This window comes from Bacillus sp. 1021 (assembly GCF_014534735.1).
Lineage (GTDB): Bacteria > Bacillota > Bacilli > Bacillales > Bacillaceae > Bacillus > Bacillus siamensis.
Genome location: NZ_JACVSR010000001.1, coordinates 1102919 through 1125349, shown reverse-complemented (window position 1 = coordinate 1125349; position 22431 = coordinate 1102919). Strand labels below are relative to the sequence as shown.

General features: G+C 46.2%; 18 protein-coding genes and 1 pseudogene. 14 read left to right on the top strand and 5 right to left on the bottom strand.

Annotation, left to right across the window (positions count from 1 at the left end; translation table 11 throughout):
* Positions 1-67 precede the first annotated feature (67 nt).
* From rarD to bshB2, 4 genes are all read left to right on the top strand, one after another.
* Positions 68-964, top strand: coding sequence for an EamA family transporter RarD (gene rarD, locus ICW23_RS05265; protein ID WP_095241680.1), 897 nt, complete (start codon positions 68-70; stop codon positions 962-964).
* Between the two features lie 67 nt (positions 965-1031).
* Positions 1032-1310: a hypothetical protein gene (locus tag ICW23_RS05260; RefSeq protein ID WP_049628634.1), complete on the top strand. Its 279-nt coding sequence runs from the start codon at positions 1032-1034 to the stop codon at positions 1308-1310.
* Positions 1307-1657 (top strand): YojF family protein, encoded by a 351-nt coding sequence (locus ICW23_RS05255; protein ID WP_016936618.1) that lies wholly within the window; start codon positions 1307-1309, stop codon positions 1655-1657. The genes ICW23_RS05260 and ICW23_RS05255 overlap by 4 nt, the downstream gene beginning before the upstream one ends.
* Before the next feature lie 17 nt (positions 1658-1674).
* Positions 1675-2340 carry a bacillithiol biosynthesis deacetylase BshB2 gene (gene bshB2, locus ICW23_RS05250; protein ID WP_015417637.1) on the top strand — a complete coding sequence of 222 codons (666 nt, stop codon included), beginning with the start codon at positions 1675-1677 and terminating at the stop codon, positions 2338-2340.
* Positions 2341-2378: 38 nt separating this feature from the next.
* Here the strand turns inward: bshB2 and ICW23_RS05245 are convergent, their stop codons facing one another.
* Both ICW23_RS05245 and ICW23_RS05240 read right to left on the bottom strand, forming a co-directional pair.
* Positions 2379-3215 (bottom strand): STAS domain-containing protein, encoded by an 837-nt coding sequence (locus tag ICW23_RS05245; RefSeq protein ID WP_016936617.1) that lies wholly within the window; start codon positions 3213-3215, stop codon positions 2379-2381.
* A gap of 13 nt (positions 3216-3228) precedes the next feature.
* The gene (locus ICW23_RS05240; protein ID WP_188154149.1) at positions 3229-4590 is read right to left on the bottom strand and encodes an MATE family efflux transporter; all 1362 of its coding nucleotides are present in this window, start codon (positions 4588-4590) and stop codon (positions 3229-3231) included.
* 277 nt (positions 4591-4867) lie between these two features.
* On the opposite strand from ICW23_RS05240, the pseudogene cdaS reads away from it, so the two are divergent.
* The 9 genes and pseudogenes from cdaS (at position 4868) to ICW23_RS05195 (ending at position 17098) form a co-directional block, all read left to right on the top strand.
* Positions 4868-5492, top strand: a pseudogene (gene cdaS, locus ICW23_RS05235) (sporulation-specific diadenylate cyclase CdaS).
* A gap of 118 nt (positions 5493-5610) precedes the next feature.
* Positions 5611-6822 (top strand): macrolide family glycosyltransferase, encoded by a 1212-nt coding sequence (locus tag ICW23_RS05230; RefSeq protein ID WP_188154148.1) that lies wholly within the window; start codon positions 5611-5613, stop codon positions 6820-6822.
* A 323-nt stretch (positions 6823-7145) separates the two neighbouring features.
* The gene (locus ICW23_RS05225) at positions 7146-8387 is read left to right on the top strand and encodes a C40 family peptidase (protein ID WP_188154147.1); all 1242 of its coding nucleotides are present in this window, start codon (positions 7146-7148) and stop codon (positions 8385-8387) included.
* Between the two features lie 80 nt (positions 8388-8467).
* The gene (locus ICW23_RS05220) at positions 8468-9058 is read left to right on the top strand and encodes a superoxide dismutase family protein (RefSeq protein ID WP_188154146.1); all 591 of its coding nucleotides are present in this window, start codon (positions 8468-8470) and stop codon (positions 9056-9058) included.
* Positions 9059-9135: 77 nt separating this feature from the next.
* Entirely contained in the window at positions 9136-10026 is an 891-nt protein-coding gene (locus tag ICW23_RS05215; protein ID WP_016936610.1) for an AAA family ATPase, read from the top strand.
* A gap of 10 nt (positions 10027-10036) precedes the next feature.
* Complete coding sequence (locus ICW23_RS05210; protein ID WP_188154145.1) at positions 10037-11953, top strand: vWA domain-containing protein; 1917 nt, start codon at positions 10037-10039, stop codon at positions 11951-11953.
* Between the two features lie 227 nt (positions 11954-12180).
* A complete protein-coding gene (gene sucA, locus ICW23_RS05205; protein ID WP_188154144.1) occupies positions 12181-15015 on the top strand; it encodes a 2-oxoglutarate dehydrogenase E1 component in 2835 nt (944 codons plus the stop codon).
* Positions 15016-15030: 15 nt separating this feature from the next.
* Positions 15031-16278, top strand: a complete 1248-nt coding sequence (gene odhB, locus ICW23_RS05200; protein ID WP_016936607.1) for a 2-oxoglutarate dehydrogenase complex dihydrolipoyllysine-residue succinyltransferase — start codon at positions 15031-15033, stop codon at positions 16276-16278.
* A 73-nt stretch (positions 16279-16351) separates the two neighbouring features.
* Entirely contained in the window at positions 16352-17098 is a 747-nt protein-coding gene (locus ICW23_RS05195; protein WP_016936606.1) for an MBL fold metallo-hydrolase, read from the top strand.
* A gap of 27 nt (positions 17099-17125) precedes the next feature.
* Here the strand turns inward: ICW23_RS05195 and ICW23_RS05190 are convergent, their stop codons facing one another.
* The gene (locus ICW23_RS05190) at positions 17126-18097 is read right to left on the bottom strand and encodes a bile acid:sodium symporter family transporter (protein ID WP_016936605.1); all 972 of its coding nucleotides are present in this window, start codon (positions 18095-18097) and stop codon (positions 17126-17128) included.
* Positions 18098-18301: 204 nt separating this feature from the next.
* Here ICW23_RS05190 and ICW23_RS05185 point away from each other — a divergent pair, with 204 nt between their 5' ends.
* Complete coding sequence (locus ICW23_RS05185; protein WP_064778100.1) at positions 18302-19639, top strand: sodium-dependent transporter; 1338 nt, start codon at positions 18302-18304, stop codon at positions 19637-19639.
* 39 nt (positions 19640-19678) lie between these two features.
* On the opposite strand, the gene ICW23_RS05180 is transcribed toward ICW23_RS05185, so the two are convergent.
* Positions 19679-20524 (bottom strand): superoxide dismutase, encoded by an 846-nt coding sequence (locus ICW23_RS05180; protein ID WP_016936603.1) that lies wholly within the window; start codon positions 20522-20524, stop codon positions 19679-19681.
* Complete coding sequence (locus ICW23_RS05175) at positions 20521-22404, bottom strand: terpene cyclase/mutase family protein (RefSeq protein ID WP_095241670.1); 1884 nt, start codon at positions 22402-22404, stop codon at positions 20521-20523. The genes ICW23_RS05180 and ICW23_RS05175 overlap by 4 nt, the downstream gene beginning before the upstream one ends.
* Between the last annotated feature and the right edge of the window lie 27 nt (positions 22405-22431).

Below are 22431 nucleotides of genomic sequence, written 5' to 3'. Positions count from 1 at the left end.
AGTATATGCCCGCCGTAACCTTCCCGTGATATAATATAATCTGTTTACAGAAAGGAAGGGGAAGGCCGTGCAAGGGAATACCGTAAGAAAAGGGATCATTTATACCGCTTGTTCATTTGCCATGTGGGGGCTGTTTCCGGTCTATTGGAAGCTGCTTGAACATATACCCGCATTGGACATTTTAGCTCACAGAATTATATGGTCGTTTGTTTTCATGTGTGTGCTTTTAACTGTGCTTAAAAAGTGGAAAACCGGATGGCGTGAACTGTGTCTTTTAAAATCTGAAGGGGGCCTGCTGGCGCTTTTTTTCGCTTCTGTTTTAATATCCATTAATTGGTTTGTGTACATATGGGCAGTTAACCACGGCTTTTTGCTTGAAGCAAGTCTCGGTTACTATATTAATCCGCTCGTTTCCGTTCTTTTGGGCATCCTATTTTTTAAAGAAAAGCTGAACAGACTGCAAATAGCAGCTGTTTCGATTGCCGGAGCGGCCGTGATCATATCGGCGTTTCAGTATGGCGCAGTTCCTTATATCGCGTTGCTGCTTGCGTTCAGTTTCGGCCTGTACGGCCTCTGCAAAAAAAGAACCCGCATGTCCAGCACAATCGGACTGACTTTGGAAACGCTCCTGATTACTCCGGCTGCTCTTATTTATTTAGGTTATGCGGCTGACGGGAGCACTTCCGGGTCCTTGGGTGCAGAAACATGGGCGCTCCTTTTTTTCGCAGGCGTATTTACAGCCCTGCCGCTGTTACTGTTTGCAGAAGGGGCAAAGCGACTGCCGCTGTATCAAGTCGGCATTTTGCAATATATATCGCCCACCATTACCCTTATGCTCGGCGTATTTGTATATCATGAGCCGTTTTCCGGGCAAAAAGCGTTTACCTTCATTTGTATATGGGCAGCATTGCTCTTGTTTACCTTTTCACAGATAAAATGGAAACGGCCGTTAAAAAGCCGCTAAGCCTTTCGCTTTCCAGTGATAGCTTAAATTATGTATAATCATTACGAGTATGTAAAGGAGCTGTACAATGGGCACTGATAAACACATCGTAAAAGCCTATCAGGCGCTGTGGAACAATCGCACACTCCCGGCTTCAACCCTTGAAGAAGCGGAGAAGGCAATTGATCTGGAACTGCTTGATCAAAGAACACATCCGAGGCTCCGAAAGACGCCCGAGGAAAAATTTGCTCTGGCGGTGCAGCGAATTGTAGATTCCCGGCTGCAGCCGATTGAGAAATATGAATTGGTTGAACTACATACGAAGCGATTGCAATTTTTAAAAGAAGAAAGAGGGGAGCAGCTATGAAAGCGATCATAAAAGAAGATGTGCAAACTTCTTTAGAACGATTTGCCGATCGTCCTGTATATATCCATTTGGAAACAACGACCGGTTCTTATTCAGCGCATCTGAATGAGAAAAACATGACGGTTGTAGCCTATATACGCAATGCAAAAGTGACGTACCATCAGGCGAAAATCAAAGGGAACGGCCCGTACCGCGTCGGTTTGAAAACTGAAGAGGGCTGGATTTATGCAGAAGGCCTGACTGAATATACAGTAGATGACGAAGACCGTCTGTTAATGGCAGGGCATCTGCCGGGCGGAAAATTGGCGATTTCGCTTCAAATCAGCGAAAAGCCGTTTACAGTTTAAAGAAAAGGGTGAAAATCATGAAAGAACACGTACTCGTCATCCTGCCTCACCCTGATGATGAATCATACGGAGTGGCAGGGCTGATTGCTTTACACAGACAAAAAGATATTCCCGTTACGTATGCATGCGCAACGCTTGGAGAAATGGGCAGAAACATGGGGGATCCCTTTTTCGCAAACCGTGAAACATTGCCGCTGTTAAGAAAGCAAGAGCTGATAGACGCATGTAAAGCAATGGACATCACTGACCTGAGAATGCTCGGGCTTCGTGATAAAACACTTGAATTTGAAGATGACGAGTGGCTTGCGGATATGATGGAAGAGATTATCGACGATGTAAAACCGAGTCTGATTGTCACATTCTATCCGGGACACGGTGTCCATCCGGATCATGATGCATGCGGCGAAGCGGTCATCAGAGCGCTTTACAGAAAGAAAAAAGAGGACCGCCCGCGCACGCTTTGCATGGCCATCACCCGCAACAGGGAGGAAGCCGTCGGCAAGCCTGATGTCATTCTTGATATTAAAGAGGTCGCCGATATTAAAATGAATGCCTTAAAAGCGCATCGCACTCAAACAGAAGGTATGCTGAGAGAGCTGGAAGAAAAAATAAAAAATAACGAGCCGGTTCTCCAAACCTGGTTTGAAGAAGAAGTGTATTGGACATATCCGTGGAAAGACTGATAAAAAAAGGGATAAGGCGTTTCAGCCTTATCCTTTTTTTATGTCAGATCGGAAGCGATCGCTTCTGCAAGCGAAGACCGTATTGATAAATTTGAAAAACTCAGGCCGAGCTGCACCGCGGTTTGGGCGATTTCAGGCCGGATTCCGGATAATGTCGCTTTCACGCCGAGCATTCCGAGTGATTCAATTAAAGTGAAAAGCTGTTGGGCAACCATCGTATCAATCATGGCCACGCCTGATAAATCAATGTACAGCTGCGTGATCCGTTTCTCAGAACATTGGTGCAGCGTATTTTCTAAGATCATTTTGGCTCTTGCCGTGTCAATATCCCCGATCAGCGGCAGCAGTCCGACATTGTCAAAAAGCACTATGACAGGCGAACTCAGCTCGGTGATCAACTCCTTTTGCGCTTCAAGCTGAATGTGTGTGTTTTTATACATCTCTTCTATGAAAATATGAATGACCACATCAAATGATTTAATCAGCGTGTGGAATATATCTTCAGCATCTTCTTCTGTGACGGTGTCTGAATGCAGTTTGGTAAACTGCTTTACATGGCCGACATACAAATCACGAACTCTGATAAACTCGCGAATGATGTAATGGATCGGAGTTTTTAAATGTTCTTTATCCTGTGCAGCTTCGAACGCCCACTTCTCCAATGCCGCTGTATAAACTTCCTTCTTTTCAGAAAAAATCCGATTGATTTGATAATTAAACGTCAGATTTTGTTTTTTCAGGTTCGTGATTACCGCCGGGTCAGAAGAAGCATAAACAGAATCAGGATCCGTATCATGAAGGGTATCAAACCATGTCTGACTGATTTCCTCCGCCCGTTCGGTTAAATAATCGTACAGCAGTTTATGTGTTGGCATTTCTGTTCCTCCTCTATGAAATCATCATTTTTTTCACATCACGCTTTTGCAGCTTGAGCAGTCTGAAGAATAATCCGACAGCACCTGCGGCGAGTCCCACAATTAAACCGATCCAGTAGCCGTATGCCCCGAGGCTCGTATAAGTGCCGACTGCGTAACCGAGAGGAAGCCCGATGATCCAATACGAAACAAAAGCCGCACCGAGTGTATAATTGACATCCTTATATCCTCTCAGAGCGCCTTGTATCGGAGCTGCCACGGCATCAGAAAGCTGGAAAAACAAAGCATAGATTAAAAAGTGCTGCGTCAACATAAGCACGTCCGGTTCTGATGTATACATTCCGGCGATTTGCGGTCTGAACAGCAAAATGAAAGCAGCCGTGCATAAAGAAAAACAAAGGGCCATCACAATGCCGATATAGCTGTATGACCGGGCATCCCTGTAGCGTTTTGCCCCTGCTTCAAAGCCGACTAATATGGTCAGCGCCATGGATACGCTGAGCGGCAGCATATACAAGAGGGAAGCAAAATTCATTGCCGCTTGGTGTGCTGCAATCGTCACCGTCTGGAAATGGCTCATAAGCAGTGTGACAGCCGCAAAAATGCTCGTTTCAAAAAATACGGCAAAACCGATAGGCAAACCGATTTTCAAAAGCTTTCTGCATTCAGACGGAGAAAACCGGTACAGTTTCCGAAATACAGAGTACCCGGCAAACGGCTCAAATCTTGAGACGATAAAAAAGCTGATAACGCAAATACACCAGTAAGTCAGGGCGGAAGCAAGCCCCGCACCGACTCCTCCCAATGCCGGCATGTTGAATTTCCCGAAAATAAACACATAATTCAAGACAAAATTGATGGGCAGTGAGCAGAGCGTAATAAGCATAGTGACTCTCGTTTTGCCCAGTGCATCGATAAACGAGCGCAAAACGGCGTACACAAACAAAGGGAAAATGCCAAGGGATAAAAACCCTAAAAAGTGTTTGGCGATCGTCCGGACACGAGGTTCCAGGCCCAAATGTCCCAAAATCACATCAACAGTGAAAAAGCCGATAAGGATGACCGCCGCACTGAGAATGGCCGCTACGTAAACGGCCTGAATGACGGAAAACGGCGCTTCCTTTTGTCTGCCTGCTCCTAACAGCTGCGACACAACGGGCGTAACGGCCATCAAAATTCCTGCCAGTCCCGTATAAACCGGTGTCCACAGGCTTGAACCGATTGCAACGCCGGCTAAATCCGCGGCGCTCACTTTCCCTGACATCACCGTGTCCAAAAAGGTAATCAAAGAAAGACCGACCTGTGTTATCAAAATCGGAATGAAGATATGTAACAGCTGTCTGACCTTTTGGCCGATCGTGTTCGTTTCTCTCAAGTTAGGTTCCCCGTTTCTTTATTTTAACGAGAGAAATTATAACATTTTATGTATAAAAAGCAATGAAACCCGGCCTACTCTTTTTTATCCGGTTTCGGCTTTTTAAACATTTTGGCATAAATGAATGAAAGTGAAATGACACCTAAAAAGGTGCAGATATACTGCAGCAGCCTTGTGAGTTCCATACAAATCCCGCCTCCTTTCTTGATTATCGTGCGCATTGAGGCGCATATCCATGCGCGCGATGCAGAAAATAAGGAAAAGGAGCTGATGTGACATGCGCCACACTCAAATGACGGAAAGTGCGTTTACCGCTGCCGTCCAAACGTATCTGAAACAAATTACGGAGGATGCCGCAATGATACTGCGGACATTGGATGAAAAAGATCAATGCCTGCTTTGCGAACTAGATGAACTTGGACATACGTTTCAGGAAATGCAGGCTGTCGCTTCGTCATTTTACCTGCAGACATATATTGAACATTTCACGCCTTCTTATACAGAGCTGGCGAGAGCCGTGCAGCACCTGGCAGAAGAGAAGCACGGAGCGCTGATTGTGATTGAACGGGCAGATCCGCTGGACGGAATGATACAAAAAGGGACAAGTCTGCATGCTGAAATCAGTTCAGCTTTAATTGAGAGTATTTTTTACCCCGGTAATCCGCTTCACGACGGGGCCGTATTGGTCAGAGAAAACCGGGTTATATCGGCGGCCAATGTGCTTCCGCTCACAACAAAAAATGTCGGCGTCAAATACGGGACACGCCACAGGGCCGCGATGGGTCTTTCGGCCGTGACTGATGCGCTCGTGCTCGTTGTTTCAGAAGAAACGGGGAAAATGTCCTTTGCTAAAGACGGCGCTGTATCCGCTTGTTTCGCCGCGGGCGCTTCATACGAAATAATAAGAAAATGGGAATATTGTACCCATTTAATATTAATAAGGTGAACATCTTTACCTTTTTCTGTATTGATGTTATCGTTTAAATATACATAAAATTTAAAAGAATAGGGAGTGGGAAGATGGCACATGTATTGATGATCGGCTTTCCGGGAGAAGGCCATATCAATCCGTCTTTAGGCGTCGTAAAAGAATTGAAGGCAAAAGGGGAACATGTCGTATATTACGGCGTGAAGGAATATGAGAATAAAATCGCGTCAAGCGGAGCGGAATTCCGTGAATACGAAGATTTCCGAAAAGATGAATTCGGAAAAAACGCAACGGGTGATGAACAGCGGGACGCTACAGAGTTTTTACTATTAATGATTGAGACTTCCAAAAAAGCCGCACTCCGCATTCTTGAGGATGTAAAAGATGAATCCTACGACTACATCATATACGATCATCATTTTCTGGCAGGCAGGCTTGTGAGAAACATGCTGAAACTGCCGGCATATTCACTTTGTACGACATTTGCGATGAATGAAGCATTTATTAAAGAAGTCTTCTCAAATATAAACCTTGTATCAGAGGAATCATCCCATTATCCGGCTTATACCGAAGCGGTCAGCCAGCTCAACGAAGAATTCAGCACAGACATTAATACGCCGTATGATATTTTCTCAAATGACGGCAGAAAAACCATCGTGTTTACTTCAAGAGCATTTCAGCCGAAAGAAGAAGAGTTCGGAGATTCTTATCTCTTTGTCGGTCCGTCCATAACCGACAGGGAGGCGTCCCATGATTTCCCGTTTGAACAGCTTGAAGGGGAAAACGTCCTGTTTATTTCAATGGGAACGATTTTTAACAACCAGAAAGAATTGTTTAATAAATGCTTAAAAGCAGCCAGAAGCTTTAACGGGAAAGCCGTCATGTCAATCGGCAAACATCTTGACCCGGCTGAACTGGATGAAATTCCGGAGAATGTCATTGTAAAGCCTTATGTTCCGCAGCTTGAGATTTTAAAGAGAGCGGACTTATTTATCACGCACGGCGGAATGAACAGTACGAGCGAAGGCCTTTACTACAAAACCCCGATGATCGTCATTCCGATGGGCGCAGATCAGTTCGCCGTCGGAAGCCAAGTGGAAAAAACGGGAGCGGGCAAGATGTTTAAAAAAGAAAATGTGACAGTGGAATTGCTTACTGAAGCAATAAAAGAATTGAGTGAAAATCCTGAATACCAGAAAAAAGCTGATGAAATCGGAGAATCCCTGAAAGCGGCCGGCGGAGCACAGCGTGCAGCGGAATTGATATTAGAAGACGTGAAAACTGCCGTGACCCGGGTGCTGTAATCGCCCATTACCTGCTTCCTTTACAAGGAAGCGGGCTTTTTTTTGCTTGCTTTTCGGGAGGATTTTTCCTGCCGCAAAGAGAATTGTATGAAAAACAGACAAGAAAGGTGGAATGTCGCGGAAATAAGCCATGTTATGAAAATGATTCCAAAGTCATTTGTGAAATGGTCTCTATTTATGTAAAATGTGTGGCATTAGTGATGATTTAAGGTGTAAATGAAACGGAAATGATGTCGACTTCTGCATGAATCCTGTATAACAGGCGGCGTTTGAAGAAAAGGAATGCCCCTTTCAGCAATGATAAATAGGAGGTTTTTCGTTATATGAAGAAAAAAATCGCAGCCGGTCTGGCTGTATCTGCAGTAATGACTTCAACCTTCGCCGTGCATCCCGCTGAAGCAAAAACCATTCAAGTAAAAAACGGCGATTCTCTTTGGAAGCTTTCCCGACAATATCATACAAGCATTTCAGCCCTCCAGGCGGAAAACAAATTGAAATCAACGATACTTTACCCCGGACAGCGGCTGAACATTCCAGACGGCAGCAGCACACATAAAACAAATCAAAAGAAAAAACGAAGCACGGGCGCTTACACGGTTACATACGGAGATTCCTTATGGGTGATCGCAAAAAAATACCGCATGAGTGTTTCGGAGCTGAGAAGCCTGAACCGTTTGAGCTCAGATGTCATCTATCCCGGCCAAAAACTGAAAATTAAAGGGTCTGCCCCCGGCACAGACAGAGGCGGCAAACAGACAAAACCTGATAAAGCCGCATCAGGGACTTACACTGTAAAACCGGGTGACTCGCTGTGGAAAATCGCCAATCAAATCGGCATCACCATCGCTGAACTGAAAAAGCTGAATCAATTAACGTCAGACTTGCTGTATCCGAACCAAGTATTAAAAACCAAAGGCTCTCCACATAACGGAAACAGCGGCACAACACCGCCATCTCATCCAAATCCTTCTGAGAAGCCGTCCACATACAAAGTAAAAGCAGGCGATTCACTCTGGAAAATTGCCAATCGGTTCGGCATCACCGCCCAGCTCATCAGAGAAAAAAATAAACTGACAACTGATGTGCTGCAAATCGGACAAGTTCTCGTGATAAACGGGACGGAAAAAACAGAAGACCCTGTGCGCCAGCCGGAAAACAAGCCGGCAAAGCCAAACAAACCTCATACTCCCGAACCTCCGGTGACAGGGTCGAAGATTGACAGAATGATAGGCGAAGCAAAAAAATATGTCGGCGTGCCTTACCGATGGGGAGGCAATACGCCTGCGGGATTCGATTGCAGCGGCTATATCTATTACCTTTTAAATAAGGTAAGCTCTGTTTCCCGTCTGAGCACCGCCGGATACTGGAATACAATGAAACAAATCAGCCAGCCGTCAGCAGGAGACTTCGTCTTCTTTACGACATATAAATCAGGTCCTTCTCATATGGGAATATATTTGGGCGGAGGAGATTTCATTCACGCAAGTTCCTCCGGGGTTGAAATTTCAAACTTAAGCAATCCATATTGGAAAAAAGCTTATTTAGGAGCGCGCAGTTATTTTTAAAAAAAGCCTTTCGGGGCTTTTTTTGTTTACCATATTTATGTTTTGACAAGACTGATGGGTAAAAATAAGGGGGAGAAAGCATGAACCGTCTCTTGCTTTTTCTCATGCTCGCATCAATCACGCTTGGCGGCTGCGGAGGCAGGCCCAATCCAGTTCCGCCCAAAAAACATGAAGAAAGCCGCGCATTGGAGGCGTCAGCATACCGCGAGCATGCCGGACTCATCAATCAAAAAGGTAAAAACATCGGATATATTGAAGTGAAAGATTCTGATGAGGAAGGGTCAGACATCCATATATCAGCAGGACATCTGCCGCCGGGCGCTTCTCTCGGGTTTCATATTTATGATAAAGGGGTGTGCCAGACACCTGATTTCGAATCAGCCGGCGGCCCGTTCAACCCTTTGAACAAAGAGCACGGCTTCAACAATCCGATGGGGCATCACGCCGGGGATCTCCCCAATCTTGAAGTGGGGGCTGACGGTAAAGTGGATGTCATAATGAACGCGCCGCAGACTTCTTTAAAAGAAGGAAGCAGACTCAGCCTGCTTGACCGGGACGGGAGCGCGTTCGTCATTCATGAACATACGGATGATTATTTAACAAACCCGAGCGGAAATTCCGGAGCCAGAATCGCCTGCGCTCCTCTGACAAAAAGCGCCCGCAGGGAATGAGCCCTTTTGTATTGAGTATACAAGGGCTTTTTTAGTATACTCGGTTATGGAATATGAATGGAAAGGAAACATCACCTATGACTTCAGAATTACAGCACTTATCACTGCCCCAAGATATACAAAACAAACTGCAAGCTTATCAGAATCATCCCGTTTCCCAAGAATTTCAGGATTTAATCGGATCCTCGGGCTATGAGGCCGAAGATAAAGCGATTATATTCGATGCGATCATCGCTTTGACAATGGGAAAAAATATCTTATTAAAAGGACCTACGGGTTCAGGGAAAACAAAATTGGCGGAAACGCTTTCGAACTATTTTCATAAACCGATGCATAGCGTCAACTGCTCCGTAGACCTTGATGCAGAAGCGCTTGTCGGTTATAAAACGATTGAAAATGAACACGGAAAGGCGACAATTGAATTCGTTCCCGGACCGGTAACAACGGCAATGAACGAGGGGCATTTTTTATACATTGACGAAATCAATATGGCAAAGCCTGAAACCCTTCCGATTTTAAACGGCGTGCTTGATTACAGAAAAATGATGACGAATCCGTTTACAGGAGAAGTGATTAAGGCGAGCGAAGGATTCGGTGTCATCGCCGCAATTAATGAAGGCTACGTCGGCACCGTGCCGCTGAACGAAGCCCTTAAAAACCGCTTTGTCATTATTGATGTTCCGTATATTAAAGGAAGCCTTCTGAAGCAGGTTCTGACTTCTCAGTCTGTTTTAAAAGATGAGAAATTAATTGAACGTTTCATGACATTGTCTTCTGATTTAATCGCACAAGCGCATAACGGACAAGTATCAGAGGAAGCGGCGTCAATCAGGGCTCTCATTGATACGTGCGACTTGGCTGCGTATATTCCGCCGAAACGGGCGATTGAAAGAGGCATCGTGGAAAAGCTTGATGACGACAGAGAGAAAGCCGCTGTCAGAAATATTGCAGAAACGCTGTTCGAATGAGGGATATACAATGAAGTTTATCAAATTTAACGACAGCACGATCGATTCGTTTTTGTTCATGATGCTGACTGATCTGGCCAAAACACTGACCAGAAGCAGTGAAGTGGAAGTAGAATACGGCGTGCAGTCTTACTACAATCCCTTTGAAAAGAAAATTTACATGAGCCACTTTTGGAAAGACAGATCAGCCGGGGATATGGAAGCTGGCTTGAAAAGCGATGTGTATTTGCGCGCTGTCGGAACACGCAGCAGCTCATTCCGTGAATTTGCCGGGTTTTTAAATGACGTCCGCCGGCACTTCACCCGCCAAAGCTTTGCAAAGCAGCTGTTCATGCTGCTTGAAGATATCAGAATTGAAGAGCTGATCAAAAAAGAGCGGCCGGGAACGAAACGTGTATTTCAGAAGCGGAGAGAAATGTACAGGAAATACTTCACAACACAGCTGACATTGAACTTGGAACGGAGTATTTTCACCGACGCTTTGTATTGCGCGATGTTTGTCAAACTGACGGCTGAGTCTCCGCTTGAAGACATTCCCTCCATGCAGGAAGATATTGATATGATGATACCGTATATTGAACGCCAGCTCATCCGGGTGTATGAGGCCGAATCTACGCAACAGATTGCAAAAATAACAGAAGACCTCATGGAAGGCCTTGATGAAGTGCTGGAGAAAGATATGCTGAACACCTATTTCTTTCTGCCGGAACTTGATTACGAGAAAGCGGCTGAAGAGCCTTTATTCGAAAGCATCAAAAGAGCGCCGTCATTAAGCGACGATATCACGCTTCCTGAGTCTTCCGACGGAGATGAAGATATCCATGAAGAGAAAATGAATACGTGGCACCGGGAAACTGAAGCGCCGTCAAAAAGTTTCCTTCAATTTGATATTGAACACGGCGCGAAATCAGACCTTGGGAATGACGCCGCCAGAGAAGGCGATGACGGTGATCAGGCGCTCGGCTCCGTTCAAGGCTCAGCACGCCAGACGAAAAGAGAGGATTATTCCCAACTGGAAGCGCTTGAATCCAGACAGGATGAACACGGGGGAGCGGGACTGGCTGACGGAAAAGAAAACAAATTTGCCTTCCCGGTTTACCAAACACCGCACAAAGCGTCTCTGGAAGATGAACAGTCTTATAAAGAGCAGGCGAAAACGATAGAATCCTATCAAAAGCGCCTGAAGCAGATGATACAAAAAACACTTGAGCACAAAAAAACGCTCCCGCGGACCGATCTTCATGCAGGCAGGCTGAACCGCAAGCTGCTCCGCTACTTTACGGAACGGAATCCGCGCCTTTTCTATAAAAAGCAGGATCCGTCTTCAGAAATTGACGCTGTGTTTACATTGCTTGTCGACTGTTCGGCCAGCATGTTCGACAAAATGGATGAAACAAAGAGAGGGATCGTCCTTTTTCATGAAGCATTGAAATCAGTGTCCGTTCCGCACCAGATCGTCGGTTTTTGGGAGGATACAAACGAAGCGACCGAAACGAGCCAGCCGAACTTCTTCAATACGGTGATTCCGTTTGAAGAGTCGCTGCTGCAGGCGGCGGGTCCTTTGATCATGCAGCTTGCGCCGGAGGAAGATAACAGAGACGGATATGCCATCAGACAAATGACAAAACAGCTGATGAGGCGGAGTGAGGCACAAAAATTTTTAATCGTGTTTTCAGACGGGGAGCCCGCAGCGTTCGGCTACGAGCAAAACGGCATCGTCGATACGAGCGAGGCTGTCATCGAAGCGAGAAAAAGAGGGATCGAAGTCATAAATGTTTTTCTGTCCAATACCGCGATAGAAGAATCCCAGATGAAAACCATTCAGGATATGTACGGAAAGTACAGTATTTTTGTTCCGGATGTCGATCAGCTCCCCGATGTGCTGTATCCGCTCTTGAAAAAACTGCTTCATAAAAGCATAGGATAAGCTTTTTCCTATGCTTTTTCGCTTTTTATTTTAAAATGATTTAATTTTTTCGTTATGGATCTGTTTTTTTTACTATTTTGTGAACAATCAAGGTAGAATCCAAACACAATCAGTGGTAAAATATCCTTGGAAGCGTTTTTATTACATAATTTTGGGCACAGCGTTCAAAAGTTATTTCAAGATAGTGAAATGATCACTTGATTATCTAGGTTGGGGGTAATATTCAAATGTTTCAAAATAATATGAAACAAAGAATGAATTGGGAAGATTTTTACGGACCGAACCTCGGCTACGCACTGGAGCTGTACGACCAATATGCTGAAGATCCAGACAGCATTGATCCGGATCTGAAAGACATGTTTGACGAACTCGGCGCTCCGCCAAGCCAGATAAAAGAGGCATCGGGAACAAAGGAACAGGGACGCGTCACCGCAGATCTGATTCAAAAGATCGCAGCAGCAGTTAAACTTGCAGAAGATATTCGAACCTATGGCCATCTGAACGCTTCCGTCAATCCGCTCAGAAAGGATCAAAAAAAGAGCGAGCTCTTTCCGTTATCCGAGTACGGGCTTACAGAAGAAGAACTGAAAGCAATACCCGCGTCTGTCATCTGTAAAGACGCACCTGCCAATATAACGAACGGCTTAGAAGCCATCCAGCATTTACGCAATACGTATAAAAGAACCATCTCCTTTGAATTTGACCATGTGCATGATTTTGAAGAGCGCGCATGGATTACAAAAATGGTCGAATCCGGAGAACTCTTCCGGAAAAATTCACCGGAAAAACTGTCAGCCGTTTTAGAAAGACTGACGGAAGTAGAAGGATTTGAACAATTTTTACACCGGACATTCGTCGGTCAGAAACGTTTCTCAATTGAGGGATTAGACGCGCTTGTGCCGGTTCTTGACGACATTATCTCCCAGTCTGTGAAAGCAGGCACAACCAATGTCAATATCGGAATGGCGCACAGAGGCCGTTTAAATGTCCTCGCGCATGTGCTCGGAAAACCATATGAGATTATTTTCTCAGAATTCCAGCACGCGCCGAATAAAGATCTTGTACCGTCTGAAGGCTCGATCGGAATCAGCTACGGCTGGACGGGAGATGTAAAATACCACCTCGGTGCAGACAGACAGCTTCAGGATGCTGAAACCAAAAGCGCGCGGATTACGCTCGCGAATAACCCGAGCCACCTGGAATTCATCAATCCGATTATTGAAGGAAGCACGCGGGCGGCACAGGAAACAAGAACGCAAAAGGGGTACCCGGTTCAAGATGAAACAAAATCGCTCGCCATTTTAATACACGGTGACGCAGCGTTCCCGGGAGAAGGAATTGTCGCTGAGACGCTGAACTTAAGCTCTCTGAAAGGCTATCAGGTCGGAGGGGCCATTCATATCATTGCCAATAATATGATCGGCTTTACAACTGAAAGCGATGAATCCCGTTCTACAAAATATGCCAGTGATTTGGCGAAGGGCTATGAAATCCCGATCGTTCACGTCAACGCGGATGATCCTGAAGCATGCCTGTCAGCCGTTAAGTTTGCGGTCGAATACAGGAAGCGTTTCAATAAAGATTTCTTAATCGATTTAATCGGGTACAGACGGTACGGCCACAATGAAATGGATGAGCCGTCCACGACACAGCCGATGCTGTATGACGCCGTCAGAAAACACCCGACTGTCAAGCGGATCTTTGCGGAAAAACTCGTAAGTGAAGGCCTGATCAGCGAGGAAAAAGCGCAAAACATTGAAACGGCAGTGACAAAACGCATTGAAGACGCCTATAAAAAGGTGCCCGCCAAAAAAGAAGACGCCGTACGGGAAATCGAATTGCCGGAGCCGGTGTCCAACGGTTTTCCTGACGTTGACACAGCCATTGATTTTGATGTTCTCCGCAAGCTGAACGGCGAACTCATCAACTGGCCGGAATCCTTTAACGTGTTCGGCAAGCTGAAAAGAATTTTGGAAAGACGCGCCAAAGCGTTTGATGATGATCGTAAAGTGGAATGGTCATTGGCTGAATCGCTTGCGTTTGCTTCCATTTTGAAAGACGGCACGCCGATCCGGCTGACCGGACAGGATTCAGAGCGCGGAACGTTCGCTCAGCGAAACCTTGTGCTGCATGACAGCGAAACAGGAGAAGAATTTGTTGCACTCCATCATTTAGACGACTGTGCTTCTTCATTTACGGTGCATAACAGCCCGCTTTCTGAAGGGTCGGTTCTCGGCTTTGAATATGGGTACAACGTGTATTCACCTGAAACGCTCGTGATGTGGGAGGCGCAGTACGGGGACTTTGCCAATGCGGCTCAAGTCTATTTTGATCAATTCATCTCTGCAGGACGGGCAAAATGGGGACAAAAATCAGGATTAGTCATGCTGCTCCCTCACGGTTACGAAGGACAGGGGCCTGAACACTCCAGCGGCCGCGTCGAGCGGTTCCTGCAGCTGGCGGCAGAAAACAACTGGACGGTGGCCAACCTGACAAGTGCGGCTCAATATTTCCATATTTTAAGAAGACAAGCGAAAATGCTGCTTCGTGAGGAAATCCGCCCGCTTGTGATCATGACACCGAAGAGCCTGCTGCGCAATCCGAATACGGTATCTGAAGTGCAGGAACTGAGCGAAAGCAGATTCAAGCCGGTCTATGAGCAGTCCGGTCTTTCCCACGCTTACGAAAAAGTGACTCGCGTCGTGTTATCAAGCGGAAAAGTGTCAATTGACATCAGCGATCACTTTAACAAAATGGAAGGCGATAAAGATTGGCTTCATATTGCCAGAATCGAACAGCTGTATCCGTTCCCGGCAAAAGACACGAAAGAACTTTTCGCCAAACTGCCGAACCTGCAAGAGATCGTTTGGGTTCAGGAAGAGCCGCAGAACATGGGGGCATGGAGTTATATCAGCCCGTATCTGACGGAAATTGCGCCAAAAGGAGTAAATGTCCAATACATCGGCCGAAGAAGACGATCCAGTCCAGCAGAAGGAGATCCGACAGTCCACAAAAAAGAACAGGAACGCATTGTATCTGATAGCTTGACTCGCAAAAACTAAGGGGGAAATGTAAAAATGGCGGAAATTAAGGTACCTGAATTAGCAGAATCAATCTCAGAAGGAACGATAGCCCAATGGTTAAAGCAGCCCGGTGACTATGTAGAACAGGGTGAGTATTTGCTTGAACTGGAGACGGACAAAGTAAATGTTGAATTGACAGCAGAAGAATCGGGTGTTCTAAAAGAGGTATTGAAAGATTCGGGTGATACCGTCCAAGTAGGAGAAATTATCGGCACCATTACAGAAGGCGCTGGCGAAAGTTCTGCACCTGCCCCTTCAGAAAGTGCTTCAGCCAATGAACAAACGAAAGAGGAAGCAAAAGCTGAACCGGCTGCTCAAGAAGTCAGCCAGGAAGCACAATCAGAAACAAAATCAAAAACGGTTGCGTCTCCGGCTGCACGCAAGCTGGCAAGGGAAAAAGGAATTGACCTTTCACAAATTCCGACGGGGGACCCGCTCGGCCGCGTACGCAAACATGATGTGGAAGCTTATGAAAAGCCGGCTCCAAAACCTGCGGCACAGCCGAAACAGCAGGCTCAAAAAACACAGCAAAGCTTTGACAAACCTGTAGAAGTTCAAAAAATGTCCCGCCGCCGACAAACGATCGCGAAACGATTGGTTGAAGTGCAGCAGACTTCTGCAATGCTGACGACGTTTAATGAAGTGGATATGACGGCCGTTATGAATTTAAGAAAACGCCGTAAAGACCAATTCCTTGAGCAAAATGAAGTAAAACTTGGTTTCATGTCTTTCTTCACAAAAGCTGTCGTGGCAGCATTGAAAAAATATCCGCTCCTTAACGCTGAAATTCAAGGCGATGAGCTGATCGTGAAAAAGTTTTATGATATCGGTATCGCTGTCGCGGCTGAAGAAGGGCTTGTCGTCCCAGTCGTGCGTGACGCTGATCGTCTGACATTCGCCGGCATTGAAAGAGAAATCGGCGAGCTTGCGAAGAAAGCGCGAAACAATAAATTAACATTAGGTGAGCTGCAAGGAGGCTCCTTCACGATCACAAACGGAGGTACATTCGGCTCGCTTATGTCAACACCAATCCTAAACAGCCCTCAAGTCGGAATCTTAGGTATGCATAAAATTCAGCTGCGCCCAGTAGCGATTGATGCCGAGCGCTCTGAAAACCGTCCGATGATGTACATCGCTTTATCATATGATCACAGAATTGTAGATGGCAAAGAAGCGGTCGGATTCCTTGTCACCATTAAAAACCTGCTTGAAGATCCGGAACAGCTGTTGCTGGAAGGATAATTAGTGTCAGATAAAAAGTACACTGCTTTTACAAGCGGTGTACTTTTTTTATTGAGGAAGAGGAGAAATGCAGATGAAAAACTGTTATCCGCTTGAGATTGAATTTGAACATAATGGAGAAGGGCATTCTATCACGCCGGTTCTTCTGCAAGACGAACATGACACGATTTTAATAGACTGCGGATATCCCGGTTTTACAAACCATCTTCAACATGCTGCTGCCCGGCACGGTATGCCGCTTCATTCATTGACAAAAATCATTGTAACGCATCACGACATAGATCATATCGGCTCACTCGCTGCATTGCTCCGATTGTATCCGGATATCAGCGTGACAGCACACGAACATGAAGCGCCGTATATTGACGGCTCCAAAAAATCGTTACGGCTTGAACAGGCTGAATCAACGTTTTGTTCATTGCCAGAGGAAGCAAAACCTCATGCAAAACAGTTCATCCGCTCGCTTCAATCAGCCGAATCGGCTCCGGTTCACCGGACAGTTACTGACGGCGAGCTGCTTCCTTGGTGCGGAGGCATTCGCATTGTGGCCACGCCGGGTCATACACCCGGCCATATCAGCCTTTATCTGCCTGCCGAAAAAATAATGATCACAGGCGATGCGGTCGTTATTGAAGACGGAAAGCTGAACCTTGCTCATCCCGGCTATACGTTACATATGGGAGGTGCGGTCCGTTCCGTGGAGCGGCTGCTCGATTACGATATCAGCCAATTGATTTGTTATCATGGAGGTTTATTTCAGGGGAATGTAAAAAAAGCGCTTTTGCGCCTGTTTCGTGATCTGCAGAAAAAACAAGGATAGAGCGGCAGCCGCCCTATCCTTGTTCAGTTATGAAAGCGGAATCTTTGCCGTTTCATCCTCTTCTGCGCTGTTTTTCCCTTTTTTCTTAGACCAGTAGGTGGCAAGAGCAGATCCTGACAGATTGTGCCATATGCTGAAAATCGCACTCGGTACGGCTGACAGAGGGGAGAAGTGTGCTGTCGCAAGCGCCGCGCCCAGTCCGGAGTTTTGCATCCCGACTTCGATCGCAATCGCTTTTTGCGAAGCATAATCCATTTTGAACAGCTTTGCGGTCAGGAATCCTAACAAATATCCGATTCCGTTATGTAAGATGATGACTGTCACAATCAGCAGCCCTGATTGGAGCAGATGTTCACGATTTACGCTTACAACAGAGGATACAATCGCTACGATGCCGATTACCGACACGAGAGGAAGCGCGTGAACGGCTTGGCCGACTTGTTTTTTGAAGAGCAGCTTCACAATTACACCGAGGATGATCGGTAAAAGCACGGCTTGCATAATGGAAACAAAAAGTGAGCCGAAAGAAACAGGGAGCCATTCTTTTGCAAACAGCATTATAAGTGCCGGCGTTACAATAGGAGCAAGCAATGTTGAGATTGTAGTGACCGCAACTGAAAGCGCCGTATTGCCTTTTGCCAAAAAGGTCATAACATTTGAGGCGGTGCCGCCCGGACAGCATCCGACCAAAATGACGCCCGCTGCAATTTCTGCGGGGAGGCGGAGCCCGGCTGATAAACAGAAAGCCGTAAGCGGCATAATCGTAAACTGAGCAACGACCCCGATGATGACATGCCAAGGTTTCCTGATTAATTCCTTAAAATCGTCTGTTTGAAGAGTAAGCCCCATTCCAAACATAATAATACCTAGAAAAACCGTCATATAAGAACTGATCCAAGAAAACAAATCAGGATAGGCAAATCCTAAACCAGCAAAGACGATCACCCATAAGCCGAAAGTTTGTCCCGCAAACCCGCTTATTTTTTTCATCCATTCCATAAACACAGCTCCTTTTTCATCCAATCAATCAAGTCAGAAAATCTGACTGACTTTTCTGTATTCCATTATAAATAATATTCTGAATAATTCAATATTAAATATAAGTTTTTTATAATTATATTATGTCAACTAATATCTTCTTGACTATTCAGACATATATTCTTACAATTGATTTTTATACTGAAATGAATTGGGAGTGCTGAAGTGAAAGAAGCTAATCAATGGTCATCTAAGCTGGGATTTATTTTAGCTACGGCCGGCTCTGCAATCGGGCTCGGCGCAATATGGAAGTTCCCTTACGTAGCGGGAACCAGCGGAGGCGGCGCTTTTCTGCTCGTTTTTATTTTATTTACGATTTTAATCGGACTGCCGCTTCTGCTTGCTGAATTTATTATCGGCAGAAAAACGCAAAAAAACGCCGTTGAATCTTATAAGGCGCTTGCGCCGGGGAAAAAGTGGCATTGGATCGGATATCTCGGAATCATTACGTGTTTTATTCTATTATCCTTCTACAGCGTAGTGGGGGGATGGATATTAATCTATATTATAAAGGGCTTTACAGGCGGTTTATCGCTCACATCCGGATTTGATACGTTATTTATCGATACCATTTCAAACCCTTATGCAGCGGTTTTCGGCCAGCTGCTGTTTATCGTGCTGACGATTTTAGTTGTTGCAAAGGGGGTAAGCAGCGGCATCGAAAAAGTAAGTCAGGTGCTGATGCCGGCTCTGTTTATTCTCTTTATTCTTTTAATGATCCGCTCCGTTACGCTTCATGATGCAGCGAAGGGGTTAAAATTCTTCTTCATGCCCGATTTCGGCGCGATGGACGCCAATACCATTTTATATGCGATGGGACAGTCATTTTTCTCGTTAAGCGTCGGAGTATCCGTAATGGTTACATACAGTGCGTATTTAGAAAAAGAAGAAAATATTGTTCAATCCGCTGTATCAGTGACGGTATTAAATGTCCTTGTTGCCGTGATGGCGGGCGTGGCGATTTTTCCGGCGGTGTTTTCATTCGGCCTCAAGCCGGATCAGGGCCCGCAGCTTTTGTTTAACGTGCTTCCGACCGTCTTTAACCATATGCCGTTCGGTATCGTGTTTTTACTCGCCTTTTTGCTGCTGTTTTTATTTGCGACACTGACATCGGCTTTTTCAATGCTTGAGATTTTGGTTGCCGTTTTGTCAAAAGGCGATTCGGCAAAACGAAAGCGGTATGCATGGATTGGGGGACTTGCCATCTTTATTGTCGGCGTGCCTTCTGCGCTGTCATATGGAATGTTGAGTGATGTTTCAATTTTTCACCGCAGTATTTTTGACGCTGCGGACTTTCTCGTCAGCAATGTCTTAATGCCGCTGGGCGCGCTTTTAATTGCTGTTTTCGTCCCGCTGAAAATTCCGAAACAGGCGCTGTTTGATGAACTGAAAAGCGGTTCAGGCATTAAACGGAAATGGTTTGCAGTCTGGCTTCTGTTAATCCGTTATGTGTCTCCTGTAGCCATTATTATCGTTTTTCTGCACGTGCTCGGTATTTTTTAAATGAAAAGAAGCAAGCCCCCGTTCAAAACGGGGGCTTTTTTAATAAAGCGGCCACATTACGCGGTGCGCTTGCTCGAACCGTTTCTCCGCCTCCCGCCAGTCAACGACATTCCACCATTGATCCACGTAAGCCGCGCGGTCGTTTTTATATTGTAAATAATAGGCGTGTTCCCATACATCTAAAGGGAGCAAAGGAATGACGTCCCATTGGCTGTAAAGCTGATGCTTCTCAGCTGCCAAAATCTCCAGCCGCCCCGAGCGCGGTGCCCAGACAAGGATAGCCCAGCCGGCTCCTTCGACTTTTTTAGCTGCCTGAGAAAATTGTTCTTTAAAAGCAGAATAGCTCCCGAATGATGAGTCAATCATTTGAAAGAGAGCGCCCGTCGGCCGTCTTTTTCCGTTTGGGTTCATGGAAAACCAGAAAATACTGTGCAAATAATGGCCGGCGCCGTGAAACGCCAATTGCCGCTCCCAATGCGCCACTAAGTCGTACTGTTTCATCTGCCGCGCTTTTTTCAGCTCCAGTTCAGCATGATTCAGACCGTCAACATAGCTCTGATGGTGTTTTGTATGGTGAAGTTTCATGATTTCCCTTGAAATATACGGTTCCAGCGCGGAATAACTGTAAGGCAGCTTAGGCAGTACATGCTTGCCGATCGGCACAAAAGCTCTGGGCTCATCCGGCTCTTCCGATTGGGTAATGTCCCGGTAAAGTCCTGATGCCTGTTCGTACCATTCCGCCTCCGTTAATCCGTCATCCTGAAGAGTGTGAAAAATACGGTCGATTTGTGCCGCGAAGCGATCGAACCGGCCTTGCTGAATGACTTGTTCCTTCAAGGTTTCACACCAATTCAGCATCTCGGTTTGATAAGCGTGCCGTTTCATTTTTCTTCCTCCTTTTCACTCACTTTCATAAAAGTGCTGAGCGCAAGCAAAGAAAATACATACGGGTAGCTGTGATACTTGATGTAAAATTGTTTCGGAAGGCCGATTCCAGTCGGATAGCTGAAAGGAGCTCCCTCGTAATGCCGGTTTTCAATAAGAAAAGATATGCCTTTTGTGATGGCCTGGTGATGCGGTTTTTCGTATTGCAGCAAGGCTTCCGCAGCCCATGCCGTCTGTATAACCGTTCCGTAAGAAAGGGGGACATAAGTTTTGATTTCTGCGCTTTTACAGGATTCTCCCCAGCTTCCGTCCTCATTTTGAATAGACTTCAGCCAGCGGATCGCTTTTTTTACGGCCGGGTGGTTTTGGCTGACACCGCAAGCTTTCATGCCCGTCAGCGCAGCCCATGTTCCGTAAATATAACAGACACCCCATCTGCCGTACCATGAACCGTTCTCTTCTTGATGGCGGAACAGCCATTGGACGGCTTTTTCAATCTGAGGGTGATCCGAAGAAAGCCCCGCTTCCCCTAAACAGTGAAGCACCCGTCCGGTTAAGTCGCTTGTTGAAGGGTCAATGGCAGCTTCCTCAGCCGATTCAAGCGGGAGCAGGCGGATCAGCGGATGATTGACATTTTTCTCAAAAGCAGAGAAGCCCCCGTCACTGTTTTGCATGGACAAAAGCCAGCTCAGTCCGCGTTCCCATGAGCCGGGATAAAGTTTTCGCGGGATGGCTTTGAGCACTGCCGCTGTGTCATCACAATCAGGATTATTCGTATTGATGTTTGAAAAACCCCATCCTCCCGGTTCTGCATGCGGGTTGTGGACGGCCCAATCCGCCACTTTCGTCTGCTGCCGTTCACGCAGAAAGCGGGCGGCGCTTGTTATCATCTGATCGTTATCTGAAATGCCGCTTTTCATGAGCGCATAGTTGAGAAGCGCCGTATCCCAAACGGTCGATGTTGAATTTTCCAGATACGGTATATTGCCGCAAGACGTGAGTAAAGCTTTCGTGCCGGCAAGCGCTTTTCTGATAACGGGGGAGTGGCGTGATACACCGAGAGCGAGCAGGCTGTACACCATAAAAATAGTGGCGCTCGCATAGCTGTACAATGTGCCGTCTTCTTCAATCCGGTCAAGCATATACGTTTTGGCCGTACGGAGACCAAGCTGGTGAAAAGCGGCGGGAATCTGTAAAAGCCGTTTCCAATGCGCAAATAGAGAAGAGAGATCTCTGTCATCTTCCTGATCGGAACGAAGCCATGTAAACGGATTTTTGGTCATATGCGGATCTAAGTGTGCGAGAGAAGGAACGTTGGGATTTTTCAGTGAAAATCTTTTATTAAGCGTCACAGCCATCGGCACAAAATGGATCCGCGCGTATGTACTGAACTGATAAAAATGCAGCGGAAAAGACGGGGGAATCACTAAGAAAGATAATGGCAGGTGCAGTGCGGGCCACGGATAAAGGCCGTTTGCCGCAAGCATCCACTTTGTCATGAAATGTACGTTCCGCAAGCCGCCGTTAGAGATGATAAAACGTTCGGCCTGAATCATATGCGCTTCAGAACGGTTATATAAGCCGGAAGCCAGCAAGCCGACATAGCCCTGTACAGTGGCGGTCACATTTCCCTTCCGTTCATCGGGATAATTGGCAAATGTTCCGTCCGGACGCTGCTTTGCGCGGATGCCTTTTGCAAGCTCAGCGATCAGTTCTTTATCATTGTCTCCGAGAGAAGTGAGAAGGAGGATCAGAAAGGCGTTTGTCAAAATCGGGCCTTCAAAACAAAATGACCATGAGCCGTCAGCATTTTGCTTTTCTCTTAATAGGGAGATGGTTTTCTTTTGGCGGCTTCTGACTTTTTCACGAATTGTGCTCACACTCGCTCAACTCCTTCAGAAGCATAT

What these genes read in the sequence shown, in the direction of transcription:
- ICW23_RS05225 (WP_188154147.1), top strand. Translation starts at nt 7,146, where the DNA reads ATGAAGAAAAAAATCGCAGCCGGTCTGGCTGTATCTGCAGTAATGACT.
- ICW23_RS05180 (WP_016936603.1), bottom strand. Translation starts at nt 20,524, where the DNA reads ATGAAACGGCACGCTTATCAAACCGAGATGCTGAATTGGTGTGAAACC.
- odhB (WP_016936607.1), top strand. Translation starts at nt 15,031, where the DNA reads ATGGCGGAAATTAAGGTACCTGAATTAGCAGAATCAATCTCAGAAGGA.
- ICW23_RS05220 (WP_188154146.1), top strand. Translation starts at nt 8,468, where the DNA reads ATGAACCGTCTCTTGCTTTTTCTCATGCTCGCATCAATCACGCTTGGC.
- ICW23_RS05210 (WP_188154145.1), top strand. Translation starts at nt 10,037, where the DNA reads ATGAAGTTTATCAAATTTAACGACAGCACGATCGATTCGTTTTTGTTC.
- sucA (WP_188154144.1), top strand. Translation starts at nt 12,181, where the DNA reads ATGTTTCAAAATAATATGAAACAAAGAATGAATTGGGAAGATTTTTAC.
- ICW23_RS05230 (WP_188154148.1), top strand. Translation starts at nt 5,611, where the DNA reads ATGGCACATGTATTGATGATCGGCTTTCCGGGAGAAGGCCATATCAAT.
- ICW23_RS05190 (WP_016936605.1), bottom strand. Translation starts at nt 18,097, where the DNA reads ATGGAATGGATGAAAAAAATAAGCGGGTTTGCGGGACAAACTTTCGGC.
- ICW23_RS05245 (WP_016936617.1), bottom strand. Translation starts at nt 3,215, where the DNA reads ATGCCAACACATAAACTGCTGTACGATTATTTAACCGAACGGGCGGAG.
- ICW23_RS05215 (WP_016936610.1), top strand. Translation starts at nt 9,136, where the DNA reads ATGACTTCAGAATTACAGCACTTATCACTGCCCCAAGATATACAAAAC.
- bshB2 (WP_015417637.1), top strand. Translation starts at nt 1,675, where the DNA reads ATGAAAGAACACGTACTCGTCATCCTGCCTCACCCTGATGATGAATCA.
- ICW23_RS05260 (WP_049628634.1), top strand. Translation starts at nt 1,032, where the DNA reads ATGGGCACTGATAAACACATCGTAAAAGCCTATCAGGCGCTGTGGAAC.
- ICW23_RS05195 (WP_016936606.1), top strand. Translation starts at nt 16,352, where the DNA reads ATGAAAAACTGTTATCCGCTTGAGATTGAATTTGAACATAATGGAGAA.
- ICW23_RS05255 (WP_016936618.1), top strand. Translation starts at nt 1,307, where the DNA reads ATGAAAGCGATCATAAAAGAAGATGTGCAAACTTCTTTAGAACGATTT.